General features: G+C 59.1%; 22 protein-coding genes and 3 pseudogenes. 7 read left to right on the forward strand and 18 right to left on the reverse strand.

Annotated elements, in window-relative coordinates; all coding sequences use genetic code 11:
- Positions 1–459 (reverse strand): annotated as a pseudogene (locus EN993_RS13940) (cardiolipin synthase B); the annotation flags it as partial.
- A gap of 672 nt (positions 460–1131) precedes the next feature.
- Here EN993_RS13940 and EN993_RS13945 point away from each other — a divergent pair.
- The 7 genes from EN993_RS13945 to EN993_RS13980 all read left to right on the forward strand — a co-directional run bounded on the left by EN993_RS13945 (position 1132) and on the right by EN993_RS13980 (position 7934).
- Positions 1132–1440 (forward strand): hypothetical protein, encoded by a 309-nt coding sequence (locus EN993_RS13945; protein ID WP_127263687.1) that lies wholly within the window; start codon positions 1132–1134, stop codon positions 1438–1440.
- A gap of 249 nt (positions 1441–1689) precedes the next feature.
- Positions 1690–3798 carry a catalase gene (locus tag EN993_RS13950; protein WP_127263689.1) on the forward strand — a complete coding sequence of 703 codons (2109 nt, stop codon included), beginning with the start codon at positions 1690–1692 and terminating at the stop codon, positions 3796–3798.
- Positions 3799–3862: 64 nt separating this feature from the next.
- Positions 3863–4033, forward strand: a complete 171-nt coding sequence (locus tag EN993_RS13955; RefSeq protein ID WP_127263691.1) for a DUF3606 domain-containing protein — start codon at positions 3863–3865, stop codon at positions 4031–4033.
- A 644-nt stretch (positions 4034–4677) separates the two neighbouring features.
- Complete coding sequence (locus tag EN993_RS13960) at positions 4678–5073, forward strand: hypothetical protein (protein ID WP_126067734.1); 396 nt, start codon at positions 4678–4680, stop codon at positions 5071–5073.
- Positions 5070–6290 carry an Nramp family divalent metal transporter gene (locus tag EN993_RS13965; protein ID WP_127263693.1) on the forward strand — a complete coding sequence of 407 codons (1221 nt, stop codon included), beginning with the start codon at positions 5070–5072 and terminating at the stop codon, positions 6288–6290. The genes EN993_RS13960 and EN993_RS13965 overlap by 4 nt, the downstream gene beginning before the upstream one ends.
- Positions 6290–6649: a hypothetical protein gene (locus tag EN993_RS13970; RefSeq protein WP_109670993.1), complete on the forward strand. Its 360-nt coding sequence runs from the start codon at positions 6290–6292 to the stop codon at positions 6647–6649. Before EN993_RS13965 ends, EN993_RS13970 begins: the two co-directional genes overlap by 1 nt.
- Before the next feature lie 439 nt (positions 6650–7088).
- The gene (locus EN993_RS13980) at positions 7089–7934 is read left to right on the forward strand and encodes a cytochrome c (RefSeq protein ID WP_245468793.1); all 846 of its coding nucleotides are present in this window, start codon (positions 7089–7091) and stop codon (positions 7932–7934) included.
- Positions 7935–7976: 42 nt separating this feature from the next.
- Here EN993_RS13980 and EN993_RS13985 read toward each other — a convergent pair whose 3' ends face one another.
- From EN993_RS13985 to EN993_RS14070, 17 genes and pseudogenes are all read right to left on the reverse strand, one after another.
- The gene (locus tag EN993_RS13985) at positions 7977–8390 is read right to left on the reverse strand and encodes a c-type cytochrome (protein WP_127263694.1); all 414 of its coding nucleotides are present in this window, start codon (positions 8388–8390) and stop codon (positions 7977–7979) included.
- Entirely contained in the window at positions 8383–9261 is an 879-nt protein-coding gene (locus tag EN993_RS13990; RefSeq protein ID WP_127263696.1) for a cytochrome c oxidase assembly protein, read from the reverse strand. The genes EN993_RS13985 and EN993_RS13990 overlap by 8 nt, the downstream gene beginning before the upstream one ends.
- Positions 9249–9557 (reverse strand): hypothetical protein, encoded by a 309-nt coding sequence (locus tag EN993_RS13995; RefSeq protein ID WP_109670984.1) that lies wholly within the window; start codon positions 9555–9557, stop codon positions 9249–9251. Before EN993_RS13995 ends, EN993_RS13990 begins: the two co-directional genes overlap by 13 nt.
- Positions 9554–10156: a cytochrome c oxidase subunit 3 gene (locus tag EN993_RS14000; protein WP_127263698.1), complete on the reverse strand. Its 603-nt coding sequence runs from the start codon at positions 10154–10156 to the stop codon at positions 9554–9556. The genes EN993_RS13995 and EN993_RS14000 overlap by 4 nt, the downstream gene beginning before the upstream one ends.
- On the reverse strand, positions 10153–12063 hold the full coding sequence (gene ctaD, locus EN993_RS14005) for a cytochrome c oxidase subunit I (protein WP_127263700.1): 1911 nt from the start codon (positions 12061–12063) through the stop codon (positions 10153–10155). Before ctaD ends, EN993_RS14000 begins: the two co-directional genes overlap by 4 nt.
- Positions 12060–12950: a cytochrome c oxidase subunit II gene (coxB, locus tag EN993_RS14010; RefSeq protein ID WP_127263713.1), complete on the reverse strand. Its 891-nt coding sequence runs from the start codon at positions 12948–12950 to the stop codon at positions 12060–12062. Before coxB ends, ctaD begins: the two co-directional genes overlap by 4 nt.
- 92 nt (positions 12951–13042) lie before the next feature.
- Positions 13043–13663 carry a cytochrome c gene (locus EN993_RS14015; protein ID WP_127263702.1) on the reverse strand — a complete coding sequence of 207 codons (621 nt, stop codon included), beginning with the start codon at positions 13661–13663 and terminating at the stop codon, positions 13043–13045.
- Positions 13664–13667: 4 nt separating this feature from the next.
- Complete coding sequence (locus EN993_RS14020; RefSeq protein WP_127263704.1) at positions 13668–16058, reverse strand: FdhF/YdeP family oxidoreductase; 2391 nt, start codon at positions 16056–16058, stop codon at positions 13668–13670.
- A gap of 526 nt (positions 16059–16584) precedes the next feature.
- Positions 16585–16866 carry a hypothetical protein gene (locus tag EN993_RS14025; RefSeq protein ID WP_127263706.1) on the reverse strand — a complete coding sequence of 94 codons (282 nt, stop codon included), beginning with the start codon at positions 16864–16866 and terminating at the stop codon, positions 16585–16587.
- A 324-nt stretch (positions 16867–17190) separates the two neighbouring features.
- Positions 17191–17388: a DUF3606 domain-containing protein gene (locus tag EN993_RS14030; RefSeq protein ID WP_109670969.1), complete on the reverse strand. Its 198-nt coding sequence runs from the start codon at positions 17386–17388 to the stop codon at positions 17191–17193.
- Between the two features lie 243 nt (positions 17389–17631).
- Positions 17632–17817 (reverse strand): hypothetical protein, encoded by a 186-nt coding sequence (locus EN993_RS14035; protein WP_127263707.1) that lies wholly within the window; start codon positions 17815–17817, stop codon positions 17632–17634.
- Between the two features lie 120 nt (positions 17818–17937).
- Positions 17938–18134 (reverse strand): annotated as a pseudogene (locus EN993_RS37765) (hypothetical protein).
- Positions 18135–18199: 65 nt separating this feature from the next.
- Complete coding sequence (locus tag EN993_RS14045) at positions 18200–18337, reverse strand: hypothetical protein (RefSeq protein ID WP_245462994.1); 138 nt, start codon at positions 18335–18337, stop codon at positions 18200–18202.
- Between the two features lie 59 nt (positions 18338–18396).
- Positions 18397–18567, reverse strand: a pseudogene (locus EN993_RS37770) (ATP-dependent DNA ligase); the annotation flags it as partial.
- Between the two features lie 1253 nt (positions 18568–19820).
- Positions 19821–20123 (reverse strand): hypothetical protein, encoded by a 303-nt coding sequence (locus tag EN993_RS14060; RefSeq protein WP_127263709.1) that lies wholly within the window; start codon positions 20121–20123, stop codon positions 19821–19823.
- A gap of 73 nt (positions 20124–20196) precedes the next feature.
- Positions 20197–20490, reverse strand: coding sequence for a helix-turn-helix transcriptional regulator (locus EN993_RS14065; protein ID WP_127263714.1), 294 nt, complete (start codon positions 20488–20490; stop codon positions 20197–20199).
- Positions 20491–20853: 363 nt separating this feature from the next.
- Positions 20854–21100 (reverse strand): hypothetical protein (locus EN993_RS14070; protein ID WP_348630422.1); only part of this gene is annotated, 247 nt, incomplete at its 5' end.

Consider the following 21100-nt stretch of genomic DNA (forward strand, 5'->3'; position numbering starts at 1 on the left):
CCAGTGGATGGGTCGATATCGCTCGAACGTGACCCCAGCTCTTGTCATGATCTGGATCAGGTCCTCATCGAACGGAAGGCTGCCGACCCAGTCGACCAGAACGCGGACCTCCACGCCATCTCTCGCTTTGGCCGCCAGGGAAGTCGCGAACTCATAGCCGACAGCACCTGACCAGTAGATGTACGTTTCCATATCGATGGTTGTATGAGCCGCTCTAATCGCCTGCAGCATAGAAGGAAAAATCTCGTCTCCGTTGACCAAAGTTTGCACCGCGTTCGAACCGAACATCTGCCCTTGCGAGAAACTGCCCATGGTCTTGGCAAATTGGGGATCCGAGGAGTCAAAGCGGTGAGGTACGATCGATCGTAAAACGCGCGGCTCGGGGACGAGATTTATGGCTAGCAACGTGAGCAAGCTGGCGATGACAGCAATTGCGCCGTAGATGACCCCCCTGCGCAAACGCCCGGACTCGCGAGTTTTCGCCCTTGCCGGCTGAGCCAGGAGACCGGAAGACCGCACGTCAGTCACCTCTTTGCTTGCGAAATGCCGCGCTACGGGAAATCATTGCTTCAATTGAGGGGAGCATCGTTGCGATGAGTAATTGCCATCTTCAAGAACTTGGAACAGCGATTCAGGTTCCCTGGCATCGCCCTGGATCAGAGAGATCGTGACGCCCCACAATGCCGTCGGACAGAGCGAGCAAAAACCTCGTGTGCAGCAACCTGCTTGCAGCTCCACAGCGGTGGGTTTTTTCGAGACGTTCCTGCTTCGGCACACGCGGGCACGGGCGCTCTCAAGAATTGCGCAAGGGAACTTCGGTCCGACCGGTTTCTTGAGGATCGTTGCTAAATCTCAAGTCCACCAATCATCCACAGGGCGGAGTCTTTGGATGTCGGCACCATGCTTGCGAATCCTACTCCAATCGTACCATGACGGCCGTTAAACCGTTCCCACTGAAAAGCTCGATACCGTCAGGAACCGGGCGAAAGTGTTAGCTCGATCGCACTTGACCTAATTCGAATGTGTGCGTCGGTACCACAATCTCCAAATTGTTTTGAAAGCCACCGGCCTTTTAGGCTGTCAAACGTGGCCCATGCAGCTCAACGCAGGCCGGACCGGACGGAGGTTCAATTGGCCGGCGATAAGTGCAGCCATGATGCTATTCACGACCATCAGGTCGAAAATTTCGCCCGAGAGAACGGCCTAACCCCGGACCTGGTGTGGGACTTGATCCTAAAATACGGCAATGGCCGCAAGGCCGTGATTGAAGCTGCGCAGCGTATGAGAGGTGATAAGTCGAACCATCAGGCAACACGCACCCAACAGACCCCACTAGCCCGGCAAAGCCGCGTTCTTCGCGGAAGTGGGCAAACCGATCATTTGCAACTGGATGAAGCATTCCAAGAGTCCGCCACCAAGGGCAGCGGGCCAAAAGTGTAACCCGTGCGTCCCTTCCCTCTGCCCGCCGCCAACGCAGGCGTATCTGAAGATGGTGCAAATCCGCCGGCCGGACCGCATCGCTTTGATCTGTGACTTGGTGGCTCCCCGGGTTTTCGCGTTCGTCGCACGCACCTGGTCGACTTCCTCCATGCGCCTAGTCGACGAAATTGCTTCTTGGTTCCATGGAACCTGTAGCCCCACCGCAGGTTGCTCAGCAGATCACCGCAGTGCAAACCCAAGGAGGACCGCATGGCGCGTAAAGCAGCTACCAATCCAAATGCCGCGACGATCCACGACCAAACCCTTGTCCGAGGGCAAGGCGGAGAGCTGCACCAACTGGCGGAAGGTAAAACAGACGTTTTGACGACGGCGCAGGGAAGCCCGGTCGCCGACGATCAGAATACCTTGAAAATCGGGGCGCGCGGACCGGCACTCCTCGAGGATTTTCACTTTCGCGAAAAGATCTTCCATTTCGACCACGAGCGCATTCCCGAGCGGGTCGTGCACGCCCGGGGCTACGGCGCCCACGGCTTTTTCGAGACTTACGACTCCCTCGCCAAGTACACCCGTGCCGACATTTTCCAACGTGCTGGTGAAAAGACGCCGGCGTTCGTTCGCTTCTCGACGGTGGCGGGCAGCAAGGGCTCGTTCGACCTGGCTCGCGACGTACGCGGTTTCGCGGTGAAGCTGTATACCAAGGAGGGCAACTGGGACATTGTCGGGAACAATATTCCGGTGTTCTTCATCCAGGATGCCATCAAGTTTCCCGACGTGATCCATGCGGTAAAGCCGGAGCCCGATCGGGAGTTTCCACAGGCCCAGTCAGCGCACGACACCTTTTGGGATTTCATCAGCCTGACGCCTGAATCCATGCACATGATCATGTGGGTGATGTCTGATCGGGCGATTCCGCGGTCGTTCCGTTTCATGCAGGGTTTCGGAGTCCATACCTTCCGGCTGGTCAACGCGGCCGACGAGTCCACATTCGTGAAATTCATCTGGAAGCCCAAGCTCGGCATGCAATCGGTCGTCTGGAATGAGGCGGTCAAGATCAATGGCGCCGATCCGGACTTTCACCGCAGAGATCTCTGGAACGCCATTCAAGCCGGCCAATTCCCGCAATGGGAGCTCTGCCTGCAACTGTTCGACCAGGAATTCGCCGACAGCTTCGATTTCGACATTCTCGACCCCACCAAGATCATCCCCGAAGAGGTCCTGCCGCCGATACCCGTTGGCCGGCTGGTCCTCGACCGCATGCCGGATAACTTTTTCGCCGAGACCGAACAGGTGGCGTTCATGACTCAGAACGTCCCGCCGGGCATCGATTTCAGCAATGACCCGCTCCTGCAGGGCCGCAACTTTTCCTATCTCGACACCCAGCTGAAACGCCTTGGCAGTCCCAATTTCACCCATCTGCCGATCAATGCGCCGAAATGCCCGTTCCATCATTTTCAGCAGGATGGTCATATGGCGATGCGCAATCCAGTCGGACGCGCGAATTACCAACCCAACTCGTTTGGAGTGGGACCGCGCGAATCGTCCGAGCGTGGTTTCCGGTCCTTCGCTGACGGCGAGGCGGGACAAAAGGTAAGGCTGCGCCCAGAGAGCTTCGCTGACCACTACAGCCAGGCCGGCCAGTTCTTCAACAGTCAGACGCCTCCTGAGCAGCGCCACATCGCCCAAGCCCTGACGTTTGAGCTTAGCAAGGTCGAAAGCCCGGCTATCCGGGAGCGTATGATCGCGCACCTATTGAACATCGACGAAGTTTTGGCCTCGACAGTCGCCGACAAGCTCGGAATCACCGATTTGCCGAAGGCGGCGGATGCGGCCGTGGCACCGAGAAGGGATCTGGAGCCGTCGCCGGCCTTGAGCATCATCGAGAATGGCCCTCATAGCTTCGAGGGCCGCAAGGTCGGCGTACTGATCAGCAACGGGGCCGACGCGGCTCTGTTCAAAGCGCTGCAGGCGGCGATCGAAATTGAAGGGGCGACAATGGAGGTCATTGCCCTGAAGGTGGGCGGTGTGCAGGCTGATGACGGCACCAAGATAATTGCGGAGCATATGATCGACGGCGGCCCTTCCGTGCTGTTTGACGCCGTGGCTCTGCTGCTCACCGAAGAAGGTGCGGAATTGCTTGCGCGAGAGGTGGCAGCCCGGGATTTCGTGGCGGATGCCTTTGCCCACTGCAAGTTCATCGGATTTACGCCGGCGGCGGTTCCTCTCCTGGAGAAGGCGGCCGTCGATCCGGCAGCCGATGAAGGCCTCATTCCTTTGACAGATGGGGACGCTGCCGGAACGTACATGGAGGCCTGCCGGAAACTTCGGCTGTGGGCGCGGGAGACCAGCGTCAAGCCATAGGAGAGATTCATCCAGCAGCTGCACGATGAGCTGGAGCGTTCCCTTCGAACGAAAGGAATGAGCAATGACTGACGAACAAGCCAGACGGCCGGTCATAACCTCGCAAGCCGTGCGGGCGTTGGCGCGCGAGTGCGGCGTGACCGAGAGCCAAATCCGTGAGATCGTTTCATTGGTCGGGGTGGACAGGGCGTCGATTATGCGCGAGGCCCGGCTTCTTCGAAAGGGCGAGAATTGAGCCTTCTGGATTTCCGACCAACGAGGGACTGGCGGAGGATGCGGCAATGGCGCAAGCGAATGACACCCGGCGCAAGAAGGTCGCAAGGACCTGTCGCCGAAGCGCCGAGCCTTTCAGGAACGTTGCCTGCTCTACCAACAAGCGTCATGCAAACGGTCCCGCAGACGAATTTGTGAGCGCGGGCGGAACCTTCCGATCGCAGCAGCTTTACTCAGATCAGAAGAAGGGATGCCAACAGGCCGGATTCAAGCTGACCTCGATTGCGAGACCAGCCCGTCGCCAGCGTGGAAAGGAACACGCAATGGAGTTGTTGTTTCTTCACGACTTGGCCTCGCGTCGAAGTGACGGACTGCACCCCGAACTTGTGCGCCTTTTCAGACAACGGGCTGCTCTGTCGGCATCAACCGTTGTCGAGTTGCACCCAAGTGGACCACCCCGTAGCGCGCAGGGCGATCACAATCCTCCTCGGATCATAGATCGGGGGTCGCCCGGTGATGTGATCCGTTTTCCCAGCAGGCCGAAATCCACACTCCGGAATCCCTGATGTTGGCACCTGACACACAGACCGGCTGTATCATGGTTGCGCGGCCATGCAGCGAAGCCTAGTCAAAGACGTTGCCGATCGGCTTTGGCGCTCCTGTCTTTTGTCGACCATGGTCGCTTTGGCCGCCTGTTCTTCTTCCGAACGCGTCGCCCAGCAATCAAAAATCGCGGCGTCGGCTTCGCAGACGGCAGCCATGGTCTTGGACGCTTGGGCCGCCGGGGATGCCCCTTCATTTTATGCATCGGCCACACTGCAATCAACAGCCGAGACGCTTGCCGCCGCCGGTCGGCAGATGCAGTCTGACAATTCACCTCAATCCTCCGAAGCGCGCGGTATCATGACCGTGATCGGCCGGCTGTCGGCGGCGGCAAGGCGGGCCCAGGCCGGGGTGGAGGCGGGCAACCCGCGGCAGGTGAGCCAGGCGCGGCAGGACCTTGGGACGGCCGCGAAGGACCTCGCCGCCCTCAATGCCAGATATGTCGCGCCGAGATCATGAAGAAGCTGCTTGAAATCTCTCTTGGCATCGTTACCAGCGTCGGCGGCTTCCTCGAGGTCGGATCGATGGCCACAGCCGCGCAAGCCGGGGCGACTTTCGGCTTCCAGCTGATCTGGGCGATCCTCCTTGGCACAATCTGCATCATCTTCCTGGTCGAGATGGCTGGCCGGTTCGCTGCCGTCAGCGGCCACACGATCGCCGACGGGATCCGCGAGAGGTTCGGCTTCAATGCCTTCCTGTGGCCGTTGTTGGCCACCTTGCTGGTCAATTTCATGGTGATGTCGGCAGAGATCGGCGGCGTTTCCATCGCGGCCGAACTTGCGACAGGGATAGGCTTTCAATGGTGGGCCCTCCCGGTGGCGTTTCTGGCGTGGCTGTTTCTATGGAATGGCACCTTCGGTTTTATCGAGAAGGGGGTGGCGATCCTCGGTCTCGTCACGCTTTGCTTCGTGGTCGGCGCGGTGATGGTTGAGCCGGATTGGCGACAGGTGGCTGCAGGCGCGGTGCCCAGCCTGCCGGGGCATGACGCGGCAAGCTACTGGTTTATGGCCGTCAGCATTCTGGGGGCATCGATATCGCCCTACCTTTTCATGTTTTATTCCTCGGGCGCTGTCGAGGACCACTGGGACAAGACCTATCTCGGCACCAATCGCGCCATTGCGGGTCTTGGCATGAGTTTCGGCGGCACCATCTCGCTCGGCGTGTTGATCGTCGCCGCACTTGTGCTCGGCGCGCACGGCATTAATCAGGTCAATGACTATCACCAACTGCCCCTGATGCTGATCCCGATATTCGGTTTCTGGGGCTTTGTTCTGCTTGTCGCTTCGCTTGCTATAGCCTGCTTCGGCGCGACCCTAGAAATCGGCCTTCAGCAGGCATATCTCGTCGCACAGGGCTTTGGATGGACGTGGGGCGAGGATTTGAAACCCCGCAATGATCCCGCCTTCTGCGGTGTCTATACGCTATCATTGCTGCTGACGGCCATCCCGATCGCACTCGGCCTCGACCCGCTGAGGCTTACAATCTTCTCCATGGCCGTGACGGCCGCCAGCCTGCCTCTGACGGTGGTCCCGTTCCTCATTCTGCTCAACGATGAGCGCTATGTCGGTGAGCACGGCAATGGCATGATTTCGAACGCCGCGGTGATCCTTATCGTCGCGCTTGGCTTCGTCCTTGCCGTGGTGAGCATTCCCTTGCAGATACTGGGAGGTTCGTGATGGATTTGCTGCGCGATCTCCTGGACAAGCAGGTGCTTGACCGCAAGCAGGTCAAGATCGGCAAGGTGGACGGATTGGTGGCCGAGTTGAGGCAAGGCAAGCCGCCAAGGGTCGTCGCGGTCGAGCTCGGCTCGATCACGCTGGCGCGGCGTCTTGGTTCGCGGCCGGGACGCTTGATGGCATGGCTTGCGGCAAGGTTTGGAGGCGAACGTCATGCCGAACCGCACCGGATAGCGTGGAACAAGGTGCGCAATATCGGCGTCGACGTCGAGGTTGACGTTGACGTGCGCCGGACAGGGATCTTCGATTGGCAAGACTGGCTGCGCGACCGCGTCATAGGCCGCATTCCGGGAGCCTGACATGGACACAGTCAATCTTGAACATCTTGCCGGACGACGGGTGCTCTCGCTACGCGGCAAAAGCGTCGGTCACATTGAAGAGATACGAGCAGAACAGGACGGTGACGATATGGTTGTCACCGAATTCCACGTCGGCATTTTCGCTGCTTTCGAGCGCCTCTCCGCCTTGGCGCTCGGCACCGCGGTTCTCGATTTCTTTCACCTGCGCCACCGCGACTGCCTGTACCGCATTCCCTGGGACAAGATCGATATCTCGGATCCAGTCAGACCGCGGTTGCGATGCACCCTTGAGCAGCTTTCTCAGATGAAGGGTGGATTTGAAAGCAAGCGCGGAGCGAAATCGTCCAAGGGCCTGGGGATCGCCAGGTGGAGCACCGTGTTGAGATTTGCTCTTGCGGTTTTCCTGTGTGCGGGCGCCGTTTGCGCGGTCTTGTGGTACATGACAGCGGCGAGGCCCCCGTTTGGGGAACAGGATCGGCAATTTGAAGGCCCGGGCAATGTCGCGCACGGCAAGCTCGTCTTCGCTGCAGGCGATTGTGCTTCCTGTCACGCAACACCGGGACAGCCCGACCGCCTGAGGCTTGGCGGCGGCATGGCGATCGCTTCACCATTCGGGACCTTTCGGCCCCCCAACATTTCCCCCGATGCGGTGGATGGTATCGGCGGATGGACTGTCACTGACCTGGCGAACGCCTTGATCGGCGGCGTGTCGCCCAAGCGTGATCATTACTATCCCGCTTTTCCCTACACGAGCTTTACCAGCATAAAGCCCGACGACGTGAAGGATCTTTACGCGTATCTCAAGACACTTCCGAAGGTGTCTGGCCGTGTACCGCCGCCCGATCCTGCACTGCTGTTCAGCATCCGACGGTCTGTCGGGATTTGGAAACTGCTGTTTTTTCGGCAACGATCAACCGCAGCCCGCTTCGATGGAGATCCTGTGCATGATCGTGGCGCTTACCTCGTCGAGACCATTTCACACTGCGCCGAGTGCCATTCGACCCGCAACGCCTTTGGCGCCATCAAACCCGGCACTCGTTTTGCCGGTGGCATCGATCCCCAAGGCACGGGATTTGTGCCGAATATTACCCAGGACAGGCTGCGCGGATGGACCGAGAATGACATCGCCAGGATGCTCAAAACGGGAGAGACGCCCAACCACGGTCGTGTCGGATCGTCGATGTCCGATGTGGTGACAAATACGGCAATGCTGCCTGACAGTGATCGCCAGGCGATTGCGCGCTACGTCAAAGGTCTGCCACCCATAGCCACCCCGCGCCCTTGAAGCGATGTTTCGCCCGGGATTGCGAAAGCCAATATCAGGAATCTACTGGGCGTACAGATACGCGGCAAGGTCTTTGGCTTCCTCTCGCGAAATGCCGGTCGCCGGCATCGCCGTCTGTGGGGAAAAACTCCGGGGCGAAACAATCCATGTGACAAGGTTGTCGGAATTGTTTTCCAGCACGCCCGCTATGTACACACGCTTTGACAACCCGGCCAGCGGCGCACCGGTCTGGCCGTCAGCTCCCGGTATGCCGGGAATGGCGTGGCAACCGGAGCAGCCGTACCGGCGGAAAATTGCTGGAGCCCGACCGGGATCGCCGCCGGTGATCGTTTTGGCCACCGCTGCTTGGGTGTGGTTGTCGCCCGCGACGTTGGCCGCGACGAAGGCGGCTGATGCCGCAGCGAGGACAATACCAATTACGGCAAGGCCAATGGCGGGCGCGAGCGGCTCAGGCATTTTGCGCCCTTCCTTCACTCGCGCCGTGGATCCAGAGCGCCAGCATCGTCATCGCCGCCGCCGCATAGATCGTGCCGGCAGGCACCCACATGATGATCCCGGCCATCTGCTGGTCTTCCAGCGGCGTCAACCCCCAGCCCATAGCGGTCTGGGTCTGAGCCACGTAGAGCACGCGTGGAGCCAGCGCCATCAAAGCACCCAGAACGCTGCTGTGGATCATGGTCGCGAACAGATGCCAGGCTGAGGTGCCATAACCGCTTCGCCAAACAATTGCCCACCAGAACAATATCGCTGTCGCAAAGAAGCTGAGATGCTGGAGGCGATGCAGAGCCGTGTTGGTCACGGCCGCGTCAAACAACGCCGGCGCGTGCCAGGCCCAGATGGCCAAGCCATGAATGATGGTTGCATTGGTGGCGCTCGTACACCTTTTCCATGGCCCGCCTATCATGGGCGAACGCATCAGCGACCCCGCGATGCGCCGGGATTTCCCCGGTAGCGCCCAGAGCAGGATGCCAGCCGGGCGCGCCAGCACGATCAGGGGCGCCGACACAACCATGACGATCTCGTGCTCGATCATATGAAAGGTAAAAAGGTGCTCGCCTAGCCAGTGAAGCGGCGAGAGCAGCGCGCAACCCAATGTCAGCATGCCACAGCAGTACAGCAAGGCGCGGAAGAGCATGCTGCCTGGCCTTCTGCTTCGCGATGCCAGCCTTATGACGCCTACGCCATAGAGGGCAACAAGGATGGCAAAGGGTGCTACGATCCACGGATCAAAGGTCCAGGGATAGCCCGCAGGATGTGCATCTTCGCCGTGTGCCATCGCCGGGGCAGCTATCAAAAACGAGGTCAGTGTGCAGATCAGCGTTGGCATGGGTCCAGCAGCACCGTGGCCGCCCCCTGCAATGACAGCGCAAAAACAAACGCCAGCGCGACCAGAAAGCCCGCATCGGCAATGAACCGTTCGGACTTGGCCGTTCCCGTTGAAAGCAGTCGTGATATTACGACGCCAGCAACCGAAACGAGGAGCAGGATGCCGCAAGAGACGGCTGTCCACTGGCCATTCCGTTGGCAATCGATGTAGGGCGCGATCTGACCGAACTGGGTGCTGAGCGCCCAGGCGAGGAGCGGCAGGATGAGGGCTGTGTATCGAAGCCAAATGTTCGTCATAGCCTTGGAACCCAATAGAGGCAGGCATACATCGGCAACCACGTCGCCACCACAAAGTTCCAGTACATCGTGTTGTCGCTGACATCTCCGTACCGCCGCGCGTTGTCGCCGTGCCGTGAAAACATCAGGCAAGTCAGCACCAACGTCTCGACCAGATCGGTCAGAATATGCGTCGTGTGCAGGCCGAGCATGACCCACACGATCGAGCCGTAGGCGTTTTGGTCCCACTTGATATGCATTGCCGGAAACTCGAAGACCCGCAGGATCAGCGGCGCCATGCCGAGCAGGGACATGAGGACGAGGCCGATACGGACCTTCAGCAAATCTTGGCTACGTGCCCAGCGGGCGAGGAAAATGTTGGGAACAAGGCTTGCTATCAAGAGAGCTGTCAGGATCGTCCCGGCGAGCAGATCAGGCGGTGCGGCATCCAGAGGCCAATGTGGTGCCAAGCTCATGAGATAGAGGTAGACAACGATCGAAAGCGCAAAGCCCGTACCTTCAATGAGCATGAAGGCAAGCGTTCCCCACCAGGACACGCTCGCGGTGCCAAGGCCGTGAGAGGGAAGGTCTGTCAGGTCGAGCGTGGCGCTATCTTTCATGACTCATCCTCCGGCACGCCCTTTGGCCAGAACCAGCCGATGAGTGCGATCGCCACTGGTATCGAACCCCAGACAACTGCCCACGGCGTGAATATCGACCAGATCAGCGTCGCGGTGGTGGCAAGCGCTGCCCATAGCGGCCAGATCGAATCTCCGGCCGACGATTCTCGCGCTTCCGGAATCGCTTCGACCACACTGCTGACCAACAGTTCTCGACGGTCGACGCGCAGGCCCGTCGCAACGGGAAGGGCAGTTGATTGGTCTGACAAGGCTTCAAGGCTGCCGATCACCGGCAGGCGGGCGAAATTGTACGGTGGCGGCGGCGACGAGGTCGCCCATTCAAGTGTCGAGGCCCCCCACGGGTTGGACGACGCGGCGGCGCCTGACCTGGCACTGCGTATCACGTCGATGAAAAACAGCAGGAAACCGAGGGCGAGGATGCTCGCGCTGAGGCTGATGAACAGGTTCAGCGCCGACCATGGCATCTCGGGCTGGTATGTGTAGACGCGACGCGGCATGCCGCGCAGACCGAGAATATGCATGGGGAAAAAAGTCAGGTTGAAGCCGGCAAAGATGAGGCCGAACACCCAACGGCCGACTGTCTCGCTCATCATCCGTCCCGTGAGCTTAGGGAACCAGTAGTAGATCGCGCCGAGCAAAGGAAAAACCGCGCCGCCGACAAGGACATAGTGGAAGTGAGCGACGACGAAATAGGTGTCGTGGACTTGTGTGTCGAACGGCACGGACGCCACCATAACGCCGGTCAGGCCGCCAATGACGAACGTGACCATGAAGCCGATGACGAACAGGAACGGCGTCTTGAAGATCGGCTTGCCTGCCCACATCGTCGCCAGCCAGCAGAATATCTGCAGTCCTGCCGGAACCGCGATCGCCATGCTCGAGGCCGTGAAGAAGCTCTCTCCAAGCCGGGGAAGGCCTGCGACGAACATATGATGGACCCAAAGTCCAAACGCCAGAACGCCCGTAGCGATCAGGGCCATCACCATGGCCAGATAGCCAAACACGGGGCGCCGCGTGAACGTCGCGACGATCGTCGACACCATCCCCACCGCTGGTAGAAAGATGATGTAAACCTCGGGGTGTCCGAAGAACCAGAACAAATGCTGCCACAGCAGCACATCGCCGCCTTCAGCGGGATTGAACAGATGCGTTTCGACCAGCCGGTCGAGTATAAGGGACGTGCTGGCGATCATGATCGCCGGCATTGCCAGGATGACGAGAAACGACGTGACCAGCATCGACCATACGAACAATGGGATCCGATCGAGTGACATCCCCGGTGCGCGTTGCTTGAAGACGGTCACGACGATCTCGACGGCGACGGCGAGCGCCGAAACCTCTGTGAAGGTGATCATCTGCGCCCAGACGTCGGCTCGCTTTCCCGCCGCATATTGAGGCCCCGACAGCGGGACGTAGGCGAACCAACCGATATCCGGTCCGGTGTCGACCACGAAGGCGATCCACAACAGCAAACCGCCGGCGAGATACATCCAGTAGGAGAACGCATTGAGGCGCGGGAAAGCGATGTTTCGCGTTCCCACCATCAAGGGCACGAGGTAGACGGCCATCGCCTGCATGACAGGCACGGCAAAAAGGAACATCATGTTTGTGCCGTGCACGGTAAAAATCTGGTTGTAACGATCGGGCCCGATGAAGCGGGCTTCGGGTTGCGCCAGTTGCAGCCGCATCAGCAGGGCCAGCAACCCGCCCAGTGCCAGGAAGACAAAGGCCGTGCTGATGTAGCGCCGGCCGATGATTTTATGGTCGACCGACGACAGCGCGCCCCAGAGGCCCGGCGGTGTCGACCAGACCGACGCAAGGCGCTGATCGAGTTCACCATCGTTGAACCCGGTGTCTCGCGGGTCGGTGCTATCTCTGCCCGTCATTTCAGGCTCTCCATATAGGCGGAGATATTCTGGAGCTCGGCGCTGGTCAGCGCGACCATAGGCATGTTGTTTCCGGGCTTGAGCGTCTGAGGATCGGCAATCCAGGCGGCGAGCGAACCGCGCGTGGTTTCCGCCAGTCCGGCGGCGATCGTCAGCCGGCTGCCAATATGGGTAAGATCCGGTCCGGTCGTGCCATTGGCGGCAGTGCCGCGGATCGTGTGGCAGGCAGCACAGGGCTTTGCCAGGAAGGCCGCTCGTCCTGCGGCCGCATCCGGATCGGCCGGCATCGTCGCATCACCACGCTGCGACGCCGCCCAGCGGTCATAGTCCGCCGGCGCCTCGGCGACGACCATGATCGCCATGTGGCTGTGCTGCAGGCCGCAGAATTCGGCGCATTGTCCCCGGTAGACGCCCGGCTTCTCGGCTCGTAGCAGCATACTGTTGGAGCGACCTGGAACAAGATCCTGCTTTCCCGCAAGGCTGGGCACCCAGAACGAATGAATGACATCGGCGCTTTCAAGCCGCAGATGAACATCTGTCCCGATGGGAATGTGAATTTCATTGGCAGTCTGAAAGCCGGGCGTTGCGTCGGCACCGGCATAAAAGACCTGCCACCACCATTGTTGTCCGCGCACAGTGATTGTCATTGCGTCGCTTTTCGGGACGCCGATGTCCCGGGTGGTATAGAAACTTGCGATCGTCAGGCCAGCTATGATGACTACCGTGGCCGCGACAGCGGCAACCACCGTCATTGCCAGCCATGCCTCGGACTTCGCGGTATCGGCCGCGGCGCGGGGACCCCGTAGAAGCGCGACGCCAAGCATGACCATCACCACGACCCAGATCACCGTGCAAATGGCGACTATGCCGATGATCAGGTGCTCCATATGAATCGCGGGAGCGCCGTGCGGATCAAGTGCTGACTGATTGCCGCTGCAGCCCGACGCGACGGCACTGATCAGAAGGGCGCTGGCCACCCTCAAGGCGACGGTCCTTGGTCTGGATGCGCGCCGACTGGTCCCTCGTCAAACAGGATTATCGCCGGGCCGCGATTCTCGGCCGGCCGGGCGTGTTCGTTGTCATTGCGACTGGGCGCGGCGATCTTCGGCGTATAGGAACCGATTGTCTGGACATATCCTGCGAGCTGCCAGATCTGCTCGATTGTCATCCGGCTGCGAAATGCAGGCATGCCATGCGGGCGGCCATCGCGGATGGACGCGACGATGGAAACCATCTCCGGGCCATAGAGCCACCAGCCGTCGAGGAAGCTGGGCCCGGTCCCGCCGCGACCATCACCATGACATGTCACGCAACCGAACCAGGTGTAGAGACGCTTGCCCTGGCTCAGATTGTAAGCGTCTGTCTCATACGGCTTGCCCAGTGCAAAATAACTCTCGGGCGGTGTTCCGCTGATGCCATTGGGCATGCGACGGAACTGGTCGAGGTCGGCAACAGCCGGCGGATCGAGGCGAAGCTCTCTGGGTTGCCGAAGCCAACCGAGCAGAGCGCCAACGCCAACAAGGAGGAGAAGCGCGCCAGCTACCAACGCCGGCGCGGGATTTGCGATGGTCCTTTCTGTCAAGCGGTTCTGTGCCCCCATGGGGTCAACCATCTGGAGTTGCGTGCGATCGGCTAAGGCGGACTGGCAAAAGCTTGTATGACGGCGTCTTCGACTTCGGGTCGTGATGCGCCAATGGAAAGAGCGGATTGGTTTCGGGAAAATATGCCCCGCAGCAGCCCTTCGCGATGTTGTAGGAAACGATCCTCAGGCCAGTCACCTTGCGGACGAAATTGTCGTCGATGGCCGTAGTCACATCAACAATTTCGCCATCTGCGAAGCCTAGCCGGACAATGTCTTCCCCGTTCATGAACACAATCCGGCGCGTGCCTTCAACGCCGCGAAAACGGTCGCTGTAGCCGTAGATCGTGGTGTTGAACTGATCGTTCGATCGCAGCGTCGCAAGGTGCAGAACGTCGGTTCTGCCCGAGGTGGAAAATTCGGGAAAGAGCTTGCCTGGCGTAATGAAATTCGCTTTCCCGCTTTGCGTCACCCATTTTCGCTCGCGTGCCGGCAACGGCCTGGCGAACCCGCCAGGCTTGAAAAGCCGCTTGTTGAAATCCTTGAAGGTTTCCGGGTACGTCCGTTCTATGGCGTCGCGGATTTCCGCATAGTTGCCGACCCAGGCATCCCATGGAACCCTGGTCTTCCCAAGCGTCGCCTTGGCTATGCCGGCGACGATCGCCGGTTCCGACAGAAGGGTTGCACTTGCGGGTTTTGTTTTTCCGCGAGAACCATGGAAGTGGGCAATGGAGCTTTCTATCGATACGGCCTGTGGGCCAGTCGCCTGCTCGTCGATCTCTATACGGCCGAGGCAGGGCAGCAGATAGGCGATTTCGCCATGCAAGACATGGCTGCGGTTGAGCTTTGTCGCGATCTGCACGTTCAGACGCAGCTTGCGCCATCCCGCTTCCATAGCGGTGGTCTCTGGCACCGCCTTCAGGAAGTTACCACCAAGGCTGATAAAGGCCCGGGATTGGCCGTTGATGATTGCATCGCAGGTCTCGACCGTCGAGCGGCCGGTCCAACGGGGCGGTTCAAATCCATAAAGCTCGGACAATTTGTCCAGCGGCGCCAGCCCCGGCTTTTCCGTGATCCCGACAGTGCGCTGTCCCTGAACGTTGGAATGGCCGCGGACGGCGCAGATATTCGCTCCCGGCTTCCCGATATTGCCGCGCAACAGCGCGAGGTTGCAAACCATATGGACGTTCTGGACGCCCATGAGGTGTTGCGTCAGACCCATGCCGTAGACCATCAGCACGGCATCGGATTTGGCGTAGATGGCCGCCGCCTTCATCATCTGATCGCGGCTGAGTCCGGAGACCCGCTCCAGCTCATCCCACTGGTGAGCTCGTGCAGCTAAAGCAAACTCCTCGTATCCGGCGGTATGCTCCTTGATGAAATCATGGTCGAGCACATGCTTTTTGTCGGCCGAGGCAATCGAGGCCGCGAATGCGACCATTGCCGCATTATCGGGATCTTTCGGCTTGCCGTCCTCTCCCGCTACGCGGCTGGTGCCCGATGCCTTGAGGGCGTCGTCGGCTTCGATGAGCGCCTTGCAGACACCGAACAGGGCGGCGATATCGCCGCCATTTTTGACCTGATAATATTCCGTCGAGATCTTTGTCTCTGTGCCGGTCAGCATCTGAACCGGCGACTGCGGATTGACGAAACGCTCCAGCCCCCGTTCGTGAAGCAAGTTGAAGGTGACGATCTTCACGCCGCGGTCGACCGCGTCCTGGAGGTCGTGTAGCAGGCGCGGGGAAGACGTTCCTACGTTTTGGGCGATGTAGAAAATACAGTCGGTGTTTTCGAAGTCCGACAAAATAGCTGTACCGACAGAGGCGCCGATACTTTCCGGAAGTGCCACTGACGAGCTTTCGTGGCACATGTTGGAACTGTCGGGTAAATTGTTGCTGCCGTACATGCGGGCAAACAACTGGTACATGTAGCTCGCCTCAAGGGATGCACGGCCCGAGGTGTAAAGGTCGACCTGACGAGGATCGAGCGCGCCCAGCTCCCTGCCGATCTCATCGAAAGCTTCCGCCCACCCCACCGGAACATACTTGTCGCTAATCGCATCCCAGCGCACGGGATGGGTTAACCGGCCCTGTTCCTCCAGATCGTGATCTGGCCAGAGCTCCAGCTCGCTTAGCGTGTGCTTTTGGAAGAACGCGGGGTCAGCCCGACGGGAAGTGATTTCCCAAGCCGTCGCCTTTGCCCCGTTTTCGCAGAATTCGAGCGGATGCGGTTGCGCCGGTTTTGCCCAGGCACAACTGACGCACATATATCCTTCAGGCTTATTCTGGACCGAAAGCAGCTTTGGCGCCTTCAGAGGGACGTGCTCTCTTGCGATGATCGCGGCCACGGATTTCGCTGAGCCCCAGCCGCCGACCGGTCCGCTGTACGGTTTGATGGTGGCCGGCCTGGTTTTCATCTGGTCTCACCCTATCGACGCGATGCCTGCCGACGTATTGCACTATCCAGGTCACGGATCAGTCTGTCGCCGGTACATAGCAACTTGGAATCTGGCGCGCGGTTCCACGAAGGTTCGTGGCTTCGTTCGAGGTCGCTTCTCGGCAGTCGGCCCGACCAAATCCGACCTGTGGCCGATGTGCAGGGGAAGGGCATAGCGCGCCGCTCGTTCAAGACGATCTAGAGGTGCGAGCGTCGCACCGCGTGTCCGAGATCAGCGAGATGCGCGAATCCACAGCAGGCATATCCCGCAAGCAAACAGGCAGCCAAGAACGAACTGCACGAAGGCGGGCTGACTTCGTCAATTCGCGCTGACACGGCTTTGAGACGAGGAAAGCGGTACGGACGGGAGCGCCAAGCTGGCCCGCTCAGGGAGGTCCGTTTGTGTTCCTCGCGAAAAAAGGCCCGTGCCAAAGCAACGGGCCCCAGATCAGGCTTGGGAACTACGCCTTTAGAGGGTTCGTTTCCGGCGCCACAGGAGGTTATTTTCAGCCGCCCATTTTCTTCGCCATGGCGCAGAAGTCCGCGTGCGACTTGTTGAGCGTGGTGTCGCCGCAGTCTTTCAGCACCGCCTTTTTTTCATCCGGTTTCATGGCCATCCATGCGGTCTTGAAATCCGCTTCCGACCTCAAGGTTTTCATGCCGGCATCGGTGAAGAACGGCGACATCTTTGCCGGATCGTCAAGTGCGGATGTGTTACCAGCAGCCAGCGCTGAGCCCGTCATCATTGCGAGCGCCATCGCGCCCATCGTGAGCATTTTGATGTTCATTTCAGTTTCCTCCGTCTAGGTCATTCAAAACGCGCAAAACCGCGTGACCTGGAGGAAAAAACGTCCGCCTCTGAACTCGGTTCCCGCATGTCGCTTATTCCTTCCATCTATCGACGGCCGTCGGCATTTTCGGCACCCAATGCGGCTCCTCGACACACTCACGACGTAGGTTTGTGGCCGGCTTGTCGGTCATCTCTTCGCCTGATCGATAAAAGCCCGCGCCACGGAGGGACCAAGACGCGGGCCGGCTGATGAGTTTAACCACCAGCCTTTCGCCGGATGCCAGTGACAACATCCGAGCATGAACTCAACTATTCGAAACAGCTAACGTTCCGCATGCGGTGCTGGTCGGCCGTATTGCCTGTCATCATCTTTCAAACCCTGCGCAGCTTCGATCACGGCCTTGCGGCTGTTGCCGTGTTTTAGGATCAACTCCCAAGTCAGGTCCGGAGACAAACCGTTCTCCGAGGCGAAATACTCGACGTGATGATCGTGAATAGCATCGTCCCTGTCGCCGGCCATTTGAGCTCCGCTCCGCAGTCTAATGCTCCCGTCGGGAAATGGTCGGTCCAGGGGATGCTTGGGTGAAGTAGCCGCACCGGCCATTGCGGGTCAGTGTTTTGGGATCTCTCCCAGCATTGCCAAAGCTAAATGCATATTAGCAATAACTCAACTAAGACTGAAGTCTCTAAGTCCCGGAACCGAACGTCGGATTCCAGTCGCGATTGCGCCTGTCCACATCGCGCCATCGGCGGGCAATTTCGTCTAGTTCTCCGCATGGCTAAAAACGACAGTGCCGTTTTCCTTGCGAATTTCAACGGACACGATTCCATCGTCGCCCTTCCGGGTCTGAAACAGGGAGATTGCATGATCCTTTGCCGCTTTCTCGGCGTGGAATATTTCCTTGTTGACGATGCCCTGTCGTCCATACCAGATGACAGTAAAAGCCATATTCGTCGTCCCTTCGCGGCAGCCACCAAGGGAAATGGTATGGCGGTTGGGGCGGAAAGTCACACAATGAAAACAAACGGCTTTGCGGGGTGCAGTGGACGCTCCCGTGGGGGCAACGGATCACACCGGCCACTGCGGGAGCGTTGATTGTCCCCGCACGGCTTTCAACAACACGCCATGCAAGAAACGCGTCTTGCCGATAGTGGTCGCAATGCGGCGATCTGAAGGGCTTGATGATGCTCAAGTGCAGCGCTTCCGCCGCCGCCAGAAAGCGCTCGATTTCAGCATACCTGCCTGGAAGGTTTCGATCTGGCTATGGCAGCCGTATGAGGGGGATCGCCGCAACGGGAGAATTATATTCCTCGCCTACCGCCTGGCAAGGTCAGCGCAAGTCCCGCATGATGAACTGATAGATTTGGCCAATTTCTTCATCAATCTCCTGGCCTGGGATGCCTTGGGCTTCGGCCGCCCGTTTTGCATCAACAGCCATCTCAATCACCATCAGAACCGGGTCGACCATCGGAGCGTCCGGTAGGTGGTCCGATATCCAATGGTAGAGAAATTCACTCCCGCGTTTGCTCATTCTACCCTGAAATCCTGCAGTGAAGCGTGCCGGAGGTCTTCCTCGCCGCGGAGGTGCCACACACGGCCGATCAGCCCCGGCTTAACCCATTGCGTCGCGGGCCGCTTCAGGCCCTTTGGCGGCGGCCCTGCGTGCTCTTGTACGCGCTTCCAAAGCCGATCTCGGACAGCGCGTTTGGAATTCCCAGTCATTCGAGGCGGGACGAACTTCAAATGCATGCATACCCCGGACTCACAAGCCACGATTCAATCAGCTTGCGCTAAAATAGTTCCGGAACATTTTAGACGAATTGAATGTTTGGCGGAGATGACGGTGCTATGACCTTAAACCACCCATCCCTGGCAAGCGGCACGGTGGCGAGCCGGCCGACGAGGATGACAACTTCTATACCGGTCCGATTTCCGGTCAGCAGGTCGACATGCACGACCTGCGCCAAGTCATTTGGCACGAGCGGCCAAAGCATAAGCCTGCTGGTGGATTAGGCGAAGATGCGCTCTCAAGCGAAGCGGCAGCGCTTGGTTCATCTCCCGTGGGTCAGTGCAAGGTAGATAGCGGGCACCAACATCAACCGCCCCCATTGCTAGAACCACCAAAATAGCCATGCGCTCAGTACCCCTAACAAGTTCGGCAAATGTTTTCCCCGTCGGTCAAAGGGTCGGCGTCCAGCAATCTAGGCGCGTGATCATGGTTGTCATTTGCGGGGTGGCTTGCATAACGCGGCGATAGCATTTTGGTTTCGGGCGCCCCGCTTTCCGTTATTCCTGAGCCGCGGACCGCTCTGGAACATCTTCCACCAGACGCCGTTGACGGCCCAGATCGAGATACCCATTCGATCATCCGTCGTGACCCTTCGGTGACGGGCTTCCTTCGTTTCGGAACACCTCCACCTAAACCGCGCTCCCGTTGATGAAGTCGGCGCGGCGATCATCAGCCCCGTCAATTCATTCAACCGGGGCGAGGAGCTATGCGACGACAAAGGGTGGCATTGCGATCTCCACAAAAGGCATGGCGAAGCATGGCCAAACAAGGCAATACGCGCGAACGCTGTTGCGTCTGGGCACGTATGGACCATTGCAGATCGCGGGCGGTTGTCGAAGTTCAGTCAAGAGATGCGGTCGCACAGGACAGCCTGCGGAACTTGCGCCGTTTGCCCACGCGCCCCTCCTCCCAAAGGACAGGATGCTGACGTTGCGGGCGAGAGTCTAGAGGTGGAACATTAGTGTTCTCTAACGGTTCTATGTTGGCGATACCAAATCCACATGGTGGGTACAGCAATGGCAGCGTTGGCGTTTGAGACGGTCTATTTTTTTCGGCCTGACCGGGGACGACCTGTTAGGAGGGGTCGTTTCGCTTGTGGCGTGCACGCTGCTTTTCAATGCTATGGCGAAGGATCGCTCAAACCCATAGGTGCGCCGGGCAGTTAGTCTACCTTGTCACGCAGCGGCTTACTGCCTTTTGGCCTTCGGAACGTCCTCAATAGCCGGACAGAATTGGCATCGACCGTGATACGGCCAAGCGCCTGCACTGTCACACGGCCTGTATCGTCATCGACGTGCACGACCTCGCCTTCGAACCGGATCTTGTCGCCTGGCTTGGCCTCGGGGTCGATGATCGAACAAGGGAAAGTGGCGGTGGGGAAATGCAGGGCCACCCGCTCCTCGATGCGCTTGCCCACAGTGGCAACGATCGCCACCTTGTCACCAATATTGATTTCCCGCGCCATGCATAGGATTCTGGCGCTGCCCTTCGGTTCGTCAAGGGGCTGCTAATGCACGGCGTTCGAGGGGCCTTTGCCTTTATGCTTTTCTCTGCCGGCGGCGCCACATTCTATTGTCGGTGGCGAGACCCCTATCACCTTCAGGGCGGGCTAGCGATGGAGCGCCTTCGATGGTGAAGATAATTCCGGCGTCCTCAAACGCTTGGCGCATGGCCGCGATGTTGGGGGGACGCGGTTTCCTAAAGCCGTTCTCAAAATCGCTGATCGTCATTTCGCTGAGATTGGCCTTTCCGGCAAGGCGCACTCGCGACCAGTTCAGCAGGGCACGTGCTGCTCTTGATTGATCTGCTGAGAGTAGGTTTCGGCTATCCATAAGAGTTGAACATTCGATATAGCTAAAATGTTCCCTCGACCTATCTGCAACGATCGTGATCAAGACCGCGATTGAAACTACCGACTGGGAAGCGCCATGAAGCCGCAATTCCCAGTAGGTGTGCTATTTAGGTGGCATTGAGGAGGTTCGTTGTGATCTCGCCGACCTGGAAGCTGCTCCCCCTGGACAATCAGGTGCCGCCACAAGGAGGTGGTGGGCACCTGATCCACCGACGATGAAGGGACTTTGCTCGCTGGTTCTAGCTCAATGCAGGTGGAATGCGTCAGGCCTTTGCGCTGCTCGATTGGACTTTGGTCAGTACAGCCACGACGAACGCCGGCTCAGGCTTGTCGGCGTGCTCCCTTAGGTCTGCTGCTGATTGGGATCGACGAGAAACGATGCCGCGATCAGGTCGTCGCCATCGATCTGCCCGTGACCATCATCCATTATTGATGCGACCTTTTGAAAGGTTTTCATTTCGGCCGCCGTTATCCGCGCTTTCCGCATTCTGGTTTGCAGATCAGCCAGGCGGACCACGAGGGCATGCGACGCTTCGAGTTCAATGTTCATCATATCTCCTCCTGATAGATGGAGCTTGGCATGCGCAACC

It is taken from the genome of Mesorhizobium sp. M7D.F.Ca.US.004.01.2.1 (assembly GCF_003997785.1).
GTDB classification, from domain to species: Bacteria; Pseudomonadota; Alphaproteobacteria; order Rhizobiales; family Rhizobiaceae; genus Mesorhizobium; species Mesorhizobium loti.